Genomic DNA, 16726 nt, shown 5'->3' with positions numbered 1-16726 from the left:
ATGGGCTAGGGGACGCGCAACCGCGCACCGGCTTTGCGTGCGCGCGGCGGAAGGGATCGCGGGTCTTGGTGATGAACGGCAGGCGCATCGGCTGGATCGCGGCGGCGCTGGTGGCGCTGCTGCTGGCGTATGCGTGGATCGACGGCGGCGAGGAAGCGATCCACCCGATCGTCCAGCCCATCGATGTGCCGGAGCATGCCCGATGAGGCGGCTTGCGGCATTGAGCGGAGGCGCGGCCGCCCTGGCGCTCCTTTCGGGTCTGGCGTTGGCGCAGAATGCCCCCGAATCGCTGCTCCCGCCCGGCTTTGAAGAACCGCGGCCGGCGCCCACTCCAACGCCCCGGCCCAGCCCATCGGGCGGCGCGCAAGCCCCGGCACCCGGGCCGAGTGGCAATGCGACCTCGGTGCCCGTCATCCAGCCGCTGCCGACTGGAAGTAGCAACCGCGCGCCCGCGCCCGCACCTGCGCCGCTCCCCGATTTCGCGGGCAAGCTTCCCTCGCTCGACCAGATCGAGCGGATGTCGACCGACGAGATCGACGAGCTGCTCGGCCTCAAGCCCAAAGTCGATATTCCTCCTGGCGCGCGCCGGTCGCTGAAACGCGTCGGGGTGCTCGCCCCTGCGGAAGGCGGCTTGCCGACGTTCTCGCTCGCCAACCAGCCCGCCTCGCTGGTGCGTGCCGCGCTTGCCGGTAGCGACGGTCCCGTGGTGTCGCGCTGGGGGCACATCCTGCTGCGCCGGGCTCTTGCCAGCCGGCTGGCGGCGCCGGCGGACATGGACCCGGTGGAGTTTGCCGCGCTGCGCGTCAGCACTCTCAACGCGATGGGCGAATTCGCCGCCGCGCGAGCGGTGGCGCAAGAGGTCGATACCTCTGACTGGAACCCGGCGCTGACCGCGGCGGCTCTCGATGCTTATATCGGCACCGCCGATCTGGTCGGAGCTTGCCCCGCGGTGCGCCTGCAAGGCAGTCGGCGCGAAGACGCGAACTGGCGGCTGGTCCAGGGCATCTGCAATGCGTTCGCGGGCGAGGGCGCGCGGGCCAAGGCTGATCTCAACCGCGTGCGCAGCCGCGGTCAGGCCGCCAGCATCGACGCGCTGCTGGCCCTCCGCTTCGCCGGGGCGTCGGGGCAGGGGCGCGGTGCGGTCACGATCGAGTGGAATGACGTCGACGAACTGACGCCGATGCGGTTCGCGCTGGCGAACGCCGTGGGCGAGCCGGTGCCAGCGGGTTTGCTCGAGGGAGCAGGCCCATACTACGCCCGGGCAGCGGCGGTCGCCCCGATGCTGGCATTGCCGCAGCGCATCGCCGCATCGGAAATTGCTGCGCGCGAAGGCATCCTGTCATCGTCCGCGCTGATCGATCTTTACTCGCAAGCATACGGCGAGGAGGACCTCGACGGGCCCGCGGCGACGCTGGCGGGGCAATTGCGCCAGGCGTATGTCGGAGGGGATTCGGCCGCGCGACTGGCAGCGATCAAGGACGTCTGGGTGTCCGGTCCCGGGCAGGCAATCGATTATGCACGGCTCGTGCTGACCGCCTATGCCGCCGCGCGGCTGGAGCCGAGCGAGGAGTTCGTCGACGATTCCGGACCTTTGCTGGCCGCGATGCTTTCGGCGGGCCTTGAACGGGATGCGCTGCGGTGGGGGAACGTGATCCCGGAAGGCAGCGACGGCTGGGCCCAACTGGTGTTTGCGGCGCCCAACCAGAACGATCCGGTATCGACGGGTGCGGTGGATGACTTCATCGGCGACGATGATGGTGCGGGCCAGCGACGGTCCAAGTTCCTGGTTGCCGGGCTCGCCGGTCTCGGGCGGCTGAGCCAGAGCGACATCAACAGCTATTCCAGCGACCTCAAGCTCGGTCTTGGAAGCGCGACGCGCTGGACCCGCGCGATCGACGCGGCGGCCGCGGCCGACAACCAGGCGCTCGTGGCCTTTCTGGCGGGGCTGGGAATGCAGGGTTCGGATTGGCAGCAGATGACCCCGCGCCATCTGTATCACATCGTCGGCGCGCTCCATCGCGTGGGCCTGTCCGCCGAGGCGCGGATGATCGCGGCGGAGGCGGTCGCGCGCGGCTGATGGCGGCTGGCACGGGCCCGGTCGAAGATTTCCTCGCGATGCTGGCAGCCGAACGCGGCGCGGCGGCCAACACGCTGGCCGCCTATCGCCGAGACCTGGAGGGAGCCGCCGGGCACGTCGGCGATCTGGCGACAGCCGACTCCACGACGCTCGCCAGGTTGGGCACCGCGTGGTCCGATCTCGCGCCGGCGAGCGTCGCGCGGAAATCGTCTGCGCTGCGTCAGTTCTACGCCTTTTTGATCGACGAGAACGTGCGCGAAGACGATCCGAGCAGCGGGCTTCCGCGCCCCGTCGCCCGCCGCCCGCTGCCCAAGATCTTGTCACACTACGAAGTCGAGGCCCTGTTCAGCCGCGCGGAGCTGGAGGCGGCAACTGAAAGTCCGCCGGCCTTGCGGATGCTGGCGTTGCTGGAACTGCTTTATGGATCGGGCTTGCGCGCGACAGAGCTGGTTTCATTGCCGGTGACGGCGGTGCCGCGCGATGCGCCGCTGCTGACGGTGACGGGGAAGGGGGGGCAATCGCGCATGGTACCCGTCAGTTCCGCCGCCCGTACTGCGCTTATCAGCTGGCTGGCGACCCGGCCGCCGGGGCGGTTCCTGTTCCCCTCCCGCGCGGGCACGCACCTGACCCGGGTCAGGCTGTTTCAACTGATCAAGGAACTGGCGATTCGCGCTGGCCTGCCCCCTGAAAAAGTCAGCCCGCACGTCCTGCGCCATGCCTTCGCAACTCACCTGCTGGAAGGCGGCGCGGACCTGAGGGTGCTGCAGACCCTGCTCGGCCATGCCGACATCGCCACGACCCAGATCTATACCCACGTCGATGCCGCGCGGTTGGTGACGCTGGTCAATGAGCGCCACCCGCTTGCACGGGCGCGCCGGGGGGACTAGCGGGGCGCCAATGCAGTCTTATCTCGAATTCGAGAAGCCCGTCGCCTCGCTGGACAAGCGCATCGCAGAGTTGCGCGCGGCCGCCGCCGGTGACGAAGTCGACATCTCGAGCGAACTCGCGAAGCTGGAGGCCAAGAGCGCCGAACTGCTGGCCACGACTTACGCGGGGCTCACTCCCTGGCAGAAGACGCAGGTCGCGCGCCATCCGCACCGGCCCCACTTCCGCGATTACGTCGCCCACGCGTTCGATGAGTTCGTGCCGCTGGGCGGTGATCGCCTGTACGGCGACGATCAGGCGATCATCGGCGGATTGGCCAGGATCGATGGCCGCAAGGTCGTCCTGATCGGGCACGAGAAGGGCCACGATACGCAGACCCGCATCCGCCATAATTTCGGGATGGGAAAGCCGGAGGGGTATCGCAAGGCGATCCGCCTGATGGAGCTGGCCGGCCGTTTCGGCCTGCCGGTGGTGACGCTGGTCGACACGTCTGGGGCATTCCCGGGGATCGAGGCCGAGGAGCGCGGCCAGGCTGAAGCTATCGCCCGCTCGACCGAAGCGTGCCTGGCATTGCCGGTGCCGATGGTCGCCGTGATCGTGGGCGAGGGCGGATCGGGCGGGGCGGTCGCGCTTGCCAGCGCCGAGCGAGTCCTGATGCTGGAACACGCCGTTTATTCGGTAATCAGCCCCGAAGGCTGCGCATCGATCCTGTGGCGAACCGCGGAAAGGGCGCCCGACGCGGCAGAGGCAATGAAGGTCACGGCACAGCACCTTGAGCGTCTGGGCGTGATCGACCGCATCGTGCCCGAACCGATGGGGGGCGCACACCGCGATCCCGTCGGCGCGGCGAGGGCGCTCGGCAGCGCGATCGCGCAGGAGATCGACGCGCTTACCAAGTTGCCCGCCGATGTGATCCGGCGGATGCGGGAGGACCGCTTCCTCGCGATGGGCGCCGGCTGAACACTGCTCCCGGGGGAACCAGAGTTGTTCCTTGCGGGTTTCCAAGGCCACAAAAACGCATAACCGCGGCGGGCGGTGGGTCGCCGTGCATGCCTTGGAAAAGGACCAGACATGACCGTACATCGCACCAGAATGCGCGCGCTTTTACTCGCCACCAGCGCGGCCGGCTTGATCGTTTCCGGCTGCTCGACCACTGCCGATGCCGCGCCGCGATCCACGGCTGCCACGATCAGCCAGTCCGAAGCGCAACAAGGCGCGCAGCAGCACCCGCAACTGCTGCAGGAATTTGGCGGCGCGATGAGCGGGCCGCAGGCGCAATATGTCGAGCAGGTGGGCAAGAACATCGCTGTCCAATCGAGTTTGTCCAATGCCCGCGATGCCTTCACGGTGTCGTTGCTCAACAGTTCTGTGAACAACGCCTTCGCCATCCCGGGCGGCTACATCTACACCACCCGACAGCTGGTCGGGCTGATGAATAACGAGGCCGAGTTGGCCGGCGTGCTGGGGCACGAAGTCGGGCACGTCGCTGCCCGGCACGCACAGCGGCGGCAGAGCACGGCCACCAAGAATTCGATTCTAGGCGCCCTGGGTTCGATCCTCGCCGGGGCGGTGCTGGGCAACAGCCAGGTCGGCCAGGCGATTACCAGCGGGATTCAGCAGGGCTCGCAGCTTTTGACGCTGAAGTTCTCCCGCAGCCAGGAATTGGAAGCCGATCGGCTTGGCATCCAGTACCTGCAGCGCGCCGGCTACGATCCGCGGGCGATGGGAACCGTGTTGCAGAGCCTTGCGCTGCAGAACGCGCTGGACGCCTCGCTGCAGGGCCGGAACAACGCGAGCGTGCCGCAATGGGCCTCGACTCACCCGGATCCCGCCAGCCGGGTGCAAAGTGCGTTGCGAACTGCCGGTGCCGCAACCGGCGTGACCAATCGCGACACGTTCCTCACCCGGATCGACGGGCTCGTCTATGGCGATGATCCCGCGCAGGGCGTGATCGAGGGGCGGCAGTTTATCCACCCGACCTATCGCCTGTCCTTCAGCGCGCCGACCGGGTTCTACATGGTCAATGGCACGCAGGCCGTGTCCATCCAGGGCCAGAGCGGGCAGGCGCAGCTGACCACCGCTCCATACAACGGCAATTTGGATACGTACGTACGCCAGGCATTCGCCTCGCTGAGCCAGAACCAGCAGGTTGCTCCGCAGTCGCTGCAACGTACGACGGTCAATGGCATTCCGGCAGTGTTCGGCACCGCGCGGGTCAACTCGGGCAACAGCCAGGTCGATGTGGTGATCTTCGCCTATGAATTTGCGAGCAACCAGGCGTTCCACTTCGTCACGATCAGCCAGGCGGGCCGATCGAGCGTGTTTTCGCCGATGTTCAATTCGATGCGGCGGATCAGCGCCAACGAAGCGGCGCAGGTCATCCCGCGGGTGATCGATGTGGTGACGGTGGGATCACGCGACACGGTGCAGTCGCTGGCCGCCCGGATGGCCTACACCGATGCGCAGGAACAGCGCTTTCGTGTGTTGAACGGGCTGACCGGCAATCAGACGGTCACGCCGGGGCAGAAGGTCAAGCTGGTGGTTCGCGCGCGCTAACGGACAGAGCGCGCATAGAAAAGGGCGGCGGGTTTGCTCCCGCCGCCCTCAGTAGTGGCTTTGTTTCGCTTACGTGGTTTCGGCGCAGTTGGCTGCCGCAGTGCCATCCGCCGAGTCCTCAAGGCATTCGCTGACGCCCGTAAAGGTGGAGCTCAGCTGGTCGCCGAGGCCCTGCATCGCAGCGATCGCGGCCACTGCGATCAGAGCGGCGATGAGGCCGTATTCGATAGCGGTCGCGCCGTCTTCGTTGCGAACGAGATTTTTGATGAACTGCATGTGGTGTCTCCTGATTTGGTCTTCGCTACCCCGCCTGCCCCGCAACCCTTACGGTTCAGACTGCACGTGAATACGTTGAGGTGGTTGATTAAATCCTAACCGCATTCTCGCTTATTGAGACTGGCTTTTGGCTTCCTCGATGTCCGTGGCGACTTTGTTCCACATTGAAGATGTCGAACCTTCAAGGGTCTGAATCGCCGCGAGCATCGCAAGAAAGATCATGGCCAGGATCAGGCCGTATTCGACAGCAGTGGCCCCTGAAATGTCGCTGGCAATCCGCTTTACGAACTTGCGCATCGGCATTTTTGCTACTTTCTGTCGAACAGTGCCTGATCGAATTCGCTTCTGGACTTCACTCCTTAAGAAAAGATTGCCGATGGTGACGAAACTGGAAAATCCACCGACAGCGATGGAGGTGGTGGCGGGCGCAATGTCCGACGGCGCGGGTCGCTGGCTGTTGCAGAAGCGCCCGGCGGGAAAGCGGCACGGGGGACTGTGGGAATTTCCCGGGGGCAAGGTCGAGCCTGGCGAAACGCACGCCGAGGCGTTGCTGCGCGAGCTTTATGAGGAATTGGCGATCATTGTCTGCTTGCCCGACGAAGACGCCGTTGGTCAGGCGCGCGCCGACGCTGGCGAGGGCGAGGCTGCGATTGTCATCACTCTTTACAGAATCACTTCATGGACCGGAGTGCCGCAGCCCGAACCCGGCGCGGAATGCCGTTGGTTCACCCCCGCAGAGGTAGGGCGGCTGCTGGTTCCGCCGCTCGACCGCGCGCTGGCTGCGCAACTCTTCACGGCGGCAGGATAAGGGATTGCCAAGCCGAAACGGCGACCCTATGTGCCGCCCCCTAGTGCGCGCCCGTAGCTCAGCTGGATAGAGCATCAGACTACGAATCTGAGGGTCGGACGTTCGAATCGTTCCGGGCGCGCCAACTTCGGGCCGCTTCCCATCGGGAGGCGGCCCGCTGTGTTTCTGCCGCTGAAATCGGACCGATCTGTCTCCGCGATAGCAAGACCCGTGACCCGGCCCCCGCCTTGCCCTACGGACCGTAAGCTAGCGACGAAGGGGGAAGCACTTGGCAAAGCCGCCGGAACAACATCAGGGTCCCGCCTTCGATGACAACTCGGTCGCGCCCGGCGTGTGGAAGTTCGCGAAGGTCGAGCGCGCCAGTGTCGTCGTGGATGCGGAAGATTATTTCGCCCTCATGCAGCGGGCGATGCTGAAGGCACAACGCCGCGTCATGCTGGTCGGGTGGGACTTCGACACGCGTATCCACCTTGCAGTCGGTCGCCGTTGGTTCAGCCGGCCGTTCCGGCGAAACCATCCCCGCCGCTTGGGTAGCTTCCTCCTGTGGCTGGCCCGCCGCCACAAGAAGGTGGAAATCCGGATCCTCAAATGGGGGATGGGCGTGTTTCAGTTCGTCGCCCGCGGATACATGTTCATCGATGTGATCCGCATGGCCAGCTACGAACGGATCAAGTTCAACTTCGACAGCCATCACCCGGTCGGCTGCTCCCATCACCAGAAGATCGCGGTGCTCGATGATCGCCTCGCGGTCTGCGGCGGGATCGACATGACGATGGATCGCTGGGACACCCGTGCGCACGATGAAACGGACCGCCGGCGCCGGCGGCCGCACGGTCGCAAGTACGGTCCGTGGCACGATGCGACGATGATGATGGAAGGCGACGCGGCACGCGAACTGGGCCGGCTGTGCCGTGACCGCTGGGTCAAGGCGGGCGGCAAGCAATTGAGCGAGATCGACATACCGGACGACAGCCTGTGGCCCGAGGAACTGCCGGTGCAGTTCGAGAACGTCGAGATCGGTATCGCCCGCACTCGTGCCAAGTACGATGGCGACGTCGCGGTGAACGAGATCGAGGACCTGCTGCTGCAGCAAATCTCCGCGGCCAAGCGCTTCATTTATTCTGAAAACCAGTACTTCACCTCGCCGAAGATCGCCGAAGCGATCGCTCGCCGCCTGAAGGAAGACGATCCGCCCGAGATTGTCATGGTGCAACCCCAGACGGCTGACGGCTGGCTTGAACAGCAGGCGATGGACCACGCGCGCAACTGCCTGCTGCACTCTCTCCAAGAAATCGACCACAAGAAGCGGTTCGGCCTGTTCACACCCTACACGGGTGAAACGAGCATCTATGTCCACGCCAAGCTGACGATCTTCGACGATCAGGTCCTGCGGATCGGATCGGCGAACTTCAACAACCGGTCGATGGGGCTGGACAGCGAATGCGACGTGTTCATCGACTGCAATCGTCCCGGCAATGCGCACGCATGCGACGGCATCGCCGCACTGCGGCATTCGCTGCTGGCGGAACACTGCGGGCTATCCGATGCCGAGGTGGCGTCCGCTCTGGATGACGCCGGGGGATCGATGCTCCGATTGATCGAGCAGCACGGCGCGCGCAACGCGCGTCAACTCCGGCGGTTTGATCCGCCCGAACTGGGCGCGATCGAGGAGACGCTGGCGGGATCGCAGGTGCTCGATCCCGAACGCCCCGAAGAGATGTTCGAACCGTTTGCCAAGGGCGGCTTGCTCAAGCAGGGGAGCCTGATGAAGCGGGCGTACGAGCGCGCCAAGAAGGGGATCCGCAGATGAGCAGCCTGGTCGGTCCGGACGAGGACACCGATGACGGCAAGCCGCCGGTGCCCGCGGACGTGCAGGAAGCAATCCGCACCGTGATCCGCTGGGCGGGCGACGACCCGTCGCGCGAAGGTCTGCTCGATACTCCCAAGCGCGTTGCCCGGGCGTGGAAGGAATACTGCCTCGGCTATGCCGAAGACCCTTCGGTCCACCTCAGCCGCGTGTTTGACGAAGTGGGCGGGTACAACGAGATCGTCCTGCTGAAGGACATCCCATTCCAGAGCCACTGCGAACACCACATGGCGCCGATCATCGGCAAGGCCGCGATCGCCTATCTGCCCAATGACCGGGTGGTCGGCATCAGCAAGCTGGCACGGGTTCTCCACGGGTTCGCGCGCCGGTTGCAGGTGCAGGAGCGGCTGACGGCACAAGTGGCGGACTGCATCTGGAACCACCTCCACCCCCAGGGTGTGGCGGTAGTGATCGAGGCGGCGCACAGCTGCATGACCGCGCGCGGGGTGCGCACGCCGGGCGTGAGCATGATTACCAGCCGGATGATGGGCACTTTTCTTGACGACCCGCGCAGCCGCGAGGAAGTGCTCAAGCTGATGGGGTACTAACCCGCTGGCTGATCGCGGCGGCCAAGGCCCAGATGACAAAGCCGGCGGCAAGATCGACAGCGTAATGCCCGCCCACCGGAACGGTCGAGACGATGACCATGCTCGTCCAGGCCACTCCCACCCAGCGGAGGCGGGTGGGGGCGAGTGCTTGCGTCGCCATCAGCGCCAGCACGGTGTGAAACGACGGAAAGGTGACAAGACCGGTCATGTCGCTCAGCCGAGCGACAGGATCGCTCCCGCCGTAAAAGTGCGCGAAGCCCTGAAGGTGATAGACGCCAGCCCCCACCGGCAGGCCCCGGCCCTGCAGGTCGCCCAAGCCGAAGTGGTGCATGGCACCGATGGCCGGCATCAGGATCGATAGCGCGGCGACAACCTGCATGGCGATCACGATGGTCGCGGTAAGCTCCCACGCGCGGCCGGTGCTTCCGGTCCCGAGAACCGCGAGTATCAGCGCCACGACGACAACTCCCGAAGCGTTGTACACAAACGCCAGCACGTCGATCAGGTGCGGACTGTACGCCGCCGCACGGACTGCCCGATCGACATGAAACCCCAGCGCGGCGTCGGCCCGGGCCAAACGCGCATCCATCAGGGGCGCCTCCAGCTTGAGGCCCACATGCGAGATGACCGCGCAGAACATCAGCGAGAGGATCGCCGCCGCGACGATCGCTGCAGCGGCCGCCATCCGCGGATCGAGCTGCCGTTTGCTGCACCATAACGATACCAGGGCCATCCCGGTCGCCAGGGCGGCGAACCGGGCGAACACGGCCCACTCGAGAGACGTGCCGGTAACCATCAGGATGGCGCCCGCGAGCATCGCGGCACTCCCCAGCACGATCGCCAGCAGCGAGGTCAGGCCATGCCGCGCGGTCCACGTCGCCGTGGGGGGCGTGGGGGAATGCTCCAGTGCGATGGCGCGTGCGGCGAGAAGCCCGTTCATGCGGCAAAACTAAACGGCAATGGTTGCCATTCGGTGGACAACGGCGTCGCCACCCGGCCGTAAAAAAGCCGCGGGCGATCTCTCGCCCGCGGCTGTTGTCGCGTTCTGGAGGAACCTAAAGCTGTTCGAGCAGGTGCTCTGCGCTGGACACGGAGAAATCGCCGGGCTGTTCGACGTTGAGCTCCTTCACCACGCCATCATCGACGATCATCGAGAACCGCTGACCGCGCTTGCCAAGCCCGAAGCCCGAGCCGTCCATCGTCAGGCCGAGCGCTTCGGCAAAGTCGCCGTTGCCGTCAGCCAGCATCGTGATGTCGTCGCTGCCGGCGGACTTGTTCCAGGCGCCGAGCACGAACGCGTCGTTGACCGAGGTCGCGACGATCTCGTCCACGCCCTTCGATTTCAGATCCTGCGCCTTGTCGACATATCCCGGAAGATGGCGCGCCGAGCAGGTCGGCGTGAACGCGCCGGGCACCGAGAACAGCGCAACCTTCTTGCCCGCGAAATAGTCGGAGCTCTGCACCGCTTCGGGCCCGTTTTCGGTCGCCTTCACCAGCTTCACGTCGGGCAGCTTGTCGCCCACCTTGATCGTCATCGCACTAATCCTTTTGCAAGTTGCAGGAAGTCGCCAGCGAGATAGCGCGCACGGACGCCGGTGCAAGCCGCGCAGCCCCGAGAGCGACGAATTTCGGGGCAGGGCCGTCCGCTGCCGCGACAGCCCGCCAAGACGGGTTCTGGATCACATATAAAGGAAGCTTTATATTTGCTTTTGGCGCCAACGGGAGCTAGGGCGCGCGCAACCCCCGAATGGAGAATTTTGCCGTGGCCACTTCTGCCCAGACCCTTACCCGCGATTATGTGATCGCGGACATCAACCTTGCCGACTACGGCCGGGCCGAGATCGCGATCGCCGAAACCGAGATGCCGGGCCTGATGGCTTTGCGGGAAGAATACGGTGCGTCCCAGCCGCTCAAGGGCGCGCGGATCACCGGTTCGCTGCACATGACGATTCAGACAGCGGTGCTGATCGAGACGCTGACCGCGCTGGGTGCGGAAGTGCGCTGGGCCACCTGCAACATCTTCTCGACCCAAGACCACGCAGCCGCTGCGATCGCCGCGAGCGGCGTGCCCGTGTTCGCGATCAAGGGCGAGAGCCTGGCGGATTACTGGGACTATGTCGGCCGCATCTTCGACTGGGGCGACCAGACCTGCAACCTGATCCTCGACGACGGCGGCGACGCCACCATGTTCGCGCTATGGGGCGCACGGATCGAGGCGGGCGAGACCATGCCTGATCCCGCCAACGCCGAAGAAATCGAGATGCAGCGCGCACTGAAGGCGTTCATCAAGGCACGGCCGGGCTACCTCACCGAGACGGTCAAGGCGATCAAGGGCGTGTCGGAAGAAACCACCACCGGCGTGCACCGGCTGTACCACCTGGCCAAGCAGGGCAAGCTGCCGTTCCCCGCGATCAACGTGAACGACAGCGTGACCAAGTCGAAGTTCGACAACCTGTACGGCTGCAAGGAATCGCTGGTCGACGCGATCCGCCGCGCCACCGACGTGATGCTCGCCGGCAAGGTTGCCTGCGTTGCCGGGTTCGGCGACGTCGGCAAGGGCTCCGCCGACAGCCTCCGCAACGGCGGCGCGCGGGTGATGGTGACCGAAATCGATCCCATCTGCGCTCTTCAAGCAGCCATGGAAGGCTTTGAAGTCGTCACGATGGAAGAGGCGGTCAAGCGCTGCGACATCTTCGTCACCACCACCGGCAACGAGGACGTGATCACCGCCGAGCACATGAAGGCGATGAAGCCGATGGCGATCGTGTGCAACATCGGTCATTTCGACAGCGAGATTCAGATCAGCGCGCTCGACAACTACGACTGGCAGGAAATCAAGCCCGGCACGGACGTGGTGACCTTCCCCGACGGCAAGAAGATCATCATCCTCGCCAAGGGCCGCCTGGTGAACCTGGGTTGCGCCACCGGACACCCCAGCTTCGTGATGAGCTGCTCGTTCACCAACCAGACCCTCGCGCAGATCGAGCTGTTCACCAAGGGTGAAGAGTACAACAACGACGTGTACGTGCTGCCCAAGCATCTCGATGAAAAGGTGGCCGCGCTGCACCTCGAAAAGCTGGGCGTTCAGCTCACTCAACTGAGCCAGCGACAGGCTGATTACATCGGCGTGCCAGTGGCCGGTCCGTTCAAGCCGGATCACTACCGCTACTAAGTGCTAGTCGCCCGGTTGCTTTGGGGGCCGTGCGCGCATAGCGAACGGCCCCCATGCAGTTTTCACCTCTCGCGCTGGCACTGATCGGTCTGCTGCTCGCCGCTTGGGTGGCGGGAGCGGCCGGGCTGATGATCGCCGCCGGCGCGAAAGCGCGCGCCGCGGAATCGTCCCGCAAGGCCGCGCGGCGCATGGCGCGGATGATCGACGAAGCACCGGCCATTCCCTTGCTGGTGCGCGCCGACGGGCGCATCGAGGGCAGCGAGCGACTCGCCGGCTGGTTCGGACTCGCCAAGTTGCCCCAGTATCTCGTGGATCTGGGCAACGGCGCGGGCGGGAAGGGACTGTCCGCCGAACAGCTTGCCGAACTGCAGCGCCTCGTCGCGCGCACGCAGAAAACCGCCGCTCCGTTTCGCATGGCGATCACTCCCCCCGGCTCGCGCCGCAGCCTTGCCGTGCGGGGTGCACTGGCTGACCCCCAGGTCTCGCCCGGCGGCGCGGCCTTGCTGTGGATCTTCGACTTTTCCGAAAGCGAGAGCGAACTGGCTCGCCTGCGCGCGGACGCCGCCCGCGCCAAGAGCGATTTTGCCGCCCTGGTGGGCCTTATCGAAGCCGCTCCCATGCCGATGTGGTTTCGCGGTCCCGACGCGAGGCTGAAGCTCGTCAACCAGGCCTATGTTGCCGCGGTCGGCGCCGACAGCGCCGAAACAGCGGTCGAAAACCAGGTGGAACTGATTGAACCTGCTGACGGCCTGTCCGCAGCGCAGGTCGCAGCCCAAGCTGCCGGACAGAAGCAGGCGATCGAGCGGATCGTGGCCACCACTATCGCCGGTCAGCGGCGGGCGATGAAGGTCAGCGACTTGCCGCTGGGGGACGAGGGCGTCGCCGGATACGCGGTCGACATCGAGGAGATGGAAGAGCTTGGTCGCACCCTGCGGGCATTCCAGGATGCCCAGCGCGCGATGCTGGACCAGCTTTCCGTCGGCGTCGCGCAGTTCGGAGCCGACCGCAAGCTGATCTCCGCCAACCAGCCCTTCCGCCGTGCCTTCACGATGCGTCCCGGCGCAAGCGAGGGCACCGAGTTCGAACGCTTCCTGCGCGAAGCGCGCGAGGCCGGGCGGACGCCCGAAGTGCGCGACTTCCCCGCCTGGCGGGCGGAACGGGTCGAGTGGTTCGCGCAAGGCGAGCCGGTGGAAGAAGCCTGGCCGCTGAGCGACGGCACGCACTTGCGGATCGTCACGCAGCCGATGCCTGACGGAGGGCTCGTGCTGATCGCGGAGGATCGCACCGAAAGCCTGGCCCTGTCCGCGACCCGTGACACGCTGCTGCGCACGCGCACCGCGATCTTCGACAGCCTGTTCGAGGCGCTGGCGGTGTTCGCTCCCGACGGGCACATGCAACTGTGGAACCGCCGTTTCGCAGCAGCCTGGGGGATCGAGCCGGACACACTCGATGGTCATCCGACCGCGGATCAACTCGTGGCGATCATCGCCCCGCACCTGGAAAAGCCCAAGCAGGCGAAAGCCATCGGCGAAATCGTCCGCGGCGCTACGCTCGATCGCAAGCAGACCGGCGGCCGGGTCGCGCTGGCCGACGGGCGCACGCTGGAGATCGCGGGCGTCCCGCTGCCCGACGGCAATGGCCTGCTGACGGTGCTCGACATCACCGATTCGCAGAAAGCCGAGGACGCCCTGCGTGAGCGTAACGAGGCGCTGGAGGCAGCTGACGAGCTGAAGACCCGTTTCCTCGCCAACATGAGCTATGAATTCCGCGTGCCGCTTACCTCGATCAGCGGGTTTGCAGAGCTGCTGGAGGCCGGCGTGGCGGGCGAACTTTCCGCGCAGGGGCATGAGTATGTCGCCGCCATCATAGAATCGGTCCAGCGCCTGACCGATCAGGTGGAGAATGTCCTCGACCTGTCGCAAAGCGAAGCCGGCCTGCTGCCGCTGGCGCCCGAGAAGTTGGAACTGCTGCCGTTTGCCACCAAAGTAGTGCGCGATCGCGAGGCGGCCATCCTGAGTGCGGGGTTGAGCCTGGACTTGCGCGGCGGCCAGACGGCGAAGGTGGAGGCCGATCCGCGCCAGCTGGGCCGGGCACTCGGCCAGTTGCTCGACAACGCGATCGCCGCCACGCCGCCGGGGGGAAAGATCCTCGTCGAATTGTCGCGCAAGGCCGACGGCGTGCGCATAATCGTATCCGACAACGGCAAGGGCATGACCCGCGATGAGCTGCGCCGCGCGCTGGAGGGCTTGCGCACTGGTGCGAATGGCCGCCCGGAGCGCCGCGCGGGGCTAGGCATCCCGCTCGCCCGCCAGCTGGTCGAAGCGCACGGCGGCACGCTTGAGATCGTGTCGCTTGCTGGTGAGGGGACCACCGCGACGATCCTGCTGCCGTGAGGGTGGAGCTGCCCGACCTTGCCGCGATGGATGCGTTCGGTGCCCGCCTGGCCGTGCACCTGCGCGCAGGCGACGTTATCGCCCTGTCCGGTGGCCTTGGCGCTGGCAAGACGACTTTGGCGCGGGCGATCATCGCCGCCCTGGGTCATCAGGGAGAAGTGCCGTCGCCGACCTTCACCATCCTTGAGACCTACGATGCGCTCGATCCGCCCCTGGTGCACGCGGACTTCTATCGGCTCGATTCGCCCGCTGAAGCCGAGGAGCTGGGGTTGGATGACTACCGCTACGGCGCAGCCCTGATCGCCGAATGGCCGGAGAATGCGGGCGGTTTCGCACATGAGCCGGGATGCCTCTCGATCACGCTGGAAACGGCGGGAAACGGCCGCGTGGCGATTGTCGAACCGGGGGCCGATTGGCTAGGGCGCCTGTCATGAGCGAGCTGCCCGAAGGTCTGCACCCGTTTCTCGCCGCTGCCGGCTGGGGCAGCGCCGCTGTCGATCCCATTCCCGGCGATGCGTCGTTCCGGCGGTATTTCCGCATTTGCAGCAGTGAGCGCAAGGCGATGCTGATGCACGCCCCGCCGCCGCATGAAGATCCGCAACCGTTCCTCGATGTCGCCGAATGGCTGACCGCCGCGCAGATGCGCGCGCCCGCGATCTACGCTGCCGACGCCGCACAAGGTTGGGTGTTGTTGGAAGATTTCGGCAGCGACCGGATGCGCGATTGGCTCGACGTTCACCCCGCCGACGAGGACGCGGCATACAGCGCGGCGATCGATGCCCTGGTCGCGCTGCACACCAAAACGCCTGGTCCGTTCGCACCGTATGACATGGCGACATATCAGCGCGAAGCGGCGCTGCTGACCGAATGGTACTGCCCCGCCGCAGGGCTGGAAGTGGATGCCGAGGGTTACACCCGCGCCTGGGACGAAGTGCTCGCTCCGCTGCTCGAGCGTCAGCGCCCCGGCGTGACGGTGCTGCGCGATTATCATGCGGAAAACATCATGCTGCTCGAGGCAGGCAAGGACGCGGGCGGCGCGCAAGGACTGATCGATTTTCAGGACGCGCTGGTCGGTCATCCGGCGTACGATCTGGTTAGCCTGCTGCAGGATGCGCGGCGGGAGGTCTCGCCCGAGCTCGAGCGCCGCATGCTCGACCGTTATGTCACGCGCGCGCGGCCGGGCGCTGAATTCGCGGCGGACTATGCGCGCCTCGGCGCCCAGCGGAATGCCAAGATCGTCGGCATCTTCGTGCGGCTATGGCAGCGCGACGGCAAGCGAGGCTACCTGTCGCTGATCCCGCGGGTATGGGCCGCGCTGGAGCGCGACCTCGCGCATCCGGCGCTGGCCCCGGTCGCCGCCTGGTTCGACGCCAACATCCCGCAGGCCCGCCGTGATGAACTGGGTGGAAGCCTGACGTGACCGTCCTCGCCAGCGATACCGCGATGGTCATGGCGGCGGGGCTGGGCAAGCGGATGCGTCCGCTCACGGCGACGCAGCCCAAACCGATGGTGCGGGTCGCGGGCAAGCCGCTGATCGATCACGCGCTTGACCGCCTGGCAGATGCCGGCGTCGCGCGAGCGGTAGTGAACGTGCATTATCTGGCCGACCTGTTGGAGGCGCACCTTGCCGAGCGGCAATCGCCGAAGGTGACCGTTTCGGACGAGCGCGCGGTGCTGCTGGAGACGGGCGGCGGCATGAAGAAAGCGCTCGCCGCCGGCCTGCTGCCCGATCCGTTCTTTTGCCTCAATGCCGATAACATCTGGCTCGACGGGCCGCGCGATGCCTTCGCCGATCTGTCGAGCGCGTGGCGGCCTGATCAGATGGACGCCCTGCTGCTCGTCGTGCCGCACGCGCGCGCGATGAACTTCCGGGGGCAGGGCGATTTCCACATGGACGCGCTTGGCCGCCTCAGCCGCCGCAAGACGGGCCGGGTCGCGCCGTTCATCTATACCGGCATCCAGCTCGTCAGCCACCGGCTGCTGCGCGATGCGCCGGACGGTCCGTTCGGCACGATGATCCTGTGGGAGCGGGCGATCGCGGAAGGCCGGCTGTTCGGCGCCGCGTTCACCGGCCAGTGGTTCGAAGTCGGAGAGCCGCACGCGATCAAGCCGACCGAAGAGGCGTTGAGGGGTGCCTGATCGCC

The 16726-nt window shown here is 66.1% G+C and carries 17 protein-coding genes and 1 tRNA gene; 14 read left to right on the top strand and 4 right to left on the bottom strand.

All coding sequences use genetic code 11. The annotated features are described in order from the left end of the window. The first annotated feature begins 71 nt into the window (after window positions 1-71). The 5 genes from C0V74_RS13215 (at window position 72) to C0V74_RS03230 (ending at window position 5518) form a co-directional block, all read left to right on the top strand. Window positions 72-206, top strand: coding sequence for a hypothetical protein (locus tag C0V74_RS13215; RefSeq protein WP_282595931.1), 135 nt, complete (start codon window positions 72-74; stop codon window positions 204-206). Continuing rightward, window positions 203-2077, top strand: coding sequence for a hypothetical protein (locus tag C0V74_RS03245; protein WP_143250593.1), 1875 nt, complete (start codon window positions 203-205; stop codon window positions 2075-2077). Before C0V74_RS13215 ends, C0V74_RS03245 begins: the two co-directional genes overlap by 4 nt. Then, on the top strand, window positions 2077-2964 hold the full coding sequence (locus tag C0V74_RS03240; protein WP_143250592.1) for a tyrosine recombinase: 888 nt from the start codon (window positions 2077-2079) through the stop codon (window positions 2962-2964). Before C0V74_RS03245 ends, C0V74_RS03240 begins: the two co-directional genes overlap by 1 nt. 10 nt (window positions 2965-2974) lie before the next feature. After that, the gene (locus C0V74_RS03235) at window positions 2975-3922 is read left to right on the top strand and encodes an acetyl-CoA carboxylase carboxyltransferase subunit alpha (RefSeq protein ID WP_143250591.1); all 948 of its coding nucleotides are present in this window, start codon (window positions 2975-2977) and stop codon (window positions 3920-3922) included. A 111-nt stretch (window positions 3923-4033) separates the two neighbouring features. After that, complete coding sequence (locus C0V74_RS03230; RefSeq protein WP_246844947.1) at window positions 4034-5518, top strand: M48 family metalloprotease; 1485 nt, start codon at window positions 4034-4036, stop codon at window positions 5516-5518. Window positions 5519-5587: 69 nt separating this feature from the next. Here C0V74_RS03230 and C0V74_RS03225 read toward each other — a convergent pair whose 3' ends face one another. Beyond that, window positions 5588-5794, bottom strand: a complete 207-nt coding sequence (locus tag C0V74_RS03225; RefSeq protein WP_143250590.1) for a Flp family type IVb pilin — start codon at window positions 5792-5794, stop codon at window positions 5588-5590. Between the two features lie 111 nt (window positions 5795-5905). Continuing rightward, window positions 5906-6091 carry a Flp family type IVb pilin gene (locus tag C0V74_RS03220; RefSeq protein ID WP_143250589.1) on the bottom strand — a complete coding sequence of 62 codons (186 nt, stop codon included), beginning with the start codon at window positions 6089-6091 and terminating at the stop codon, window positions 5906-5908. Between C0V74_RS03220 and C0V74_RS03215 the strand changes: the two genes are divergently transcribed. From C0V74_RS03215 to folE, 4 genes are all read left to right on the top strand, one after another. Continuing rightward, window positions 6084-6602, top strand: coding sequence for a (deoxy)nucleoside triphosphate pyrophosphohydrolase (locus C0V74_RS03215; protein WP_246844946.1), 519 nt, complete (start codon window positions 6084-6086; stop codon window positions 6600-6602). The two genes, C0V74_RS03220 and C0V74_RS03215, sit on opposite strands and share 8 nt — an antisense overlap. A gap of 47 nt (window positions 6603-6649) precedes the next feature. Further along, a tRNA-Arg gene (locus C0V74_RS03210) sits at window positions 6650-6726 on the top strand. A gap of 144 nt (window positions 6727-6870) precedes the next feature. Beyond that, complete coding sequence (locus C0V74_RS03205; protein WP_246844945.1) at window positions 6871-8412, top strand: phospholipase D-like domain-containing protein; 1542 nt, start codon at window positions 6871-6873, stop codon at window positions 8410-8412. After that, entirely contained in the window at window positions 8409-9017 is a 609-nt protein-coding gene (gene folE / locus C0V74_RS03200) for a GTP cyclohydrolase I FolE (protein WP_143250588.1), read from the top strand. Before C0V74_RS03205 ends, folE begins: the two co-directional genes overlap by 4 nt. On the opposite strand, the gene C0V74_RS03195 is transcribed toward folE, so the two are convergent. Both C0V74_RS03195 and C0V74_RS03190 read right to left on the bottom strand, forming a co-directional pair. Further along, a complete protein-coding gene (locus tag C0V74_RS03195; RefSeq protein ID WP_143250587.1) occupies window positions 8998-9957 on the bottom strand; it encodes a phosphatase PAP2 family protein in 960 nt (319 codons plus the stop codon). The genes folE and C0V74_RS03195 overlap by 20 nt on opposite strands. A 115-nt stretch (window positions 9958-10072) precedes the next feature. Continuing rightward, entirely contained in the window at window positions 10073-10552 is a 480-nt protein-coding gene (locus C0V74_RS03190; RefSeq protein WP_131625411.1) for a peroxiredoxin, read from the bottom strand. Between the two features lie 227 nt (window positions 10553-10779). On the opposite strand from C0V74_RS03190, the gene ahcY reads away from it, so the two are divergent. Genes ahcY through C0V74_RS03165 form a run of 5 tightly spaced genes read left to right on the top strand, consistent with a single transcriptional unit; the run spans window position 10780 to window position 16721 of the window. Then, entirely contained in the window at window positions 10780-12189 is a 1410-nt protein-coding gene (gene ahcY / locus C0V74_RS03185) for an adenosylhomocysteinase (protein ID WP_131625413.1), read from the top strand. A gap of 53 nt (window positions 12190-12242) precedes the next feature. Beyond that, the gene (locus C0V74_RS03180) at window positions 12243-14582 is read left to right on the top strand and encodes a PAS domain-containing sensor histidine kinase (RefSeq protein WP_143250586.1); all 2340 of its coding nucleotides are present in this window, start codon (window positions 12243-12245) and stop codon (window positions 14580-14582) included. Then, entirely contained in the window at window positions 14579-15016 is a 438-nt protein-coding gene (gene tsaE / locus C0V74_RS03175; protein WP_143250585.1) for a tRNA (adenosine(37)-N6)-threonylcarbamoyltransferase complex ATPase subunit type 1 TsaE, read from the top strand. Before C0V74_RS03180 ends, tsaE begins: the two co-directional genes overlap by 4 nt. Next, window positions 15013-16002, top strand: a complete 990-nt coding sequence (locus tag C0V74_RS03170; RefSeq protein WP_143250584.1) for a phosphotransferase — start codon at window positions 15013-15015, stop codon at window positions 16000-16002. Before tsaE ends, C0V74_RS03170 begins: the two co-directional genes overlap by 4 nt. Continuing rightward, window positions 15999-16721 (top strand): nucleotidyltransferase family protein, encoded by a 723-nt coding sequence (locus tag C0V74_RS03165; RefSeq protein WP_246844944.1) that lies wholly within the window; start codon window positions 15999-16001, stop codon window positions 16719-16721. The genes C0V74_RS03170 and C0V74_RS03165 overlap by 4 nt, the downstream gene beginning before the upstream one ends. Window positions 16722-16726: the final 5 nt, after the last annotated feature.

Source organism: Altererythrobacter sp. TH136 (assembly GCF_007065885.1).
Lineage (GTDB): Bacteria > Pseudomonadota > Alphaproteobacteria > Sphingomonadales > Sphingomonadaceae > Tsuneonella.
The sequence above is the reverse complement of the archived record's forward strand: the minus strand, read 5'-3'. Positions and strand labels throughout refer to the sequence as shown.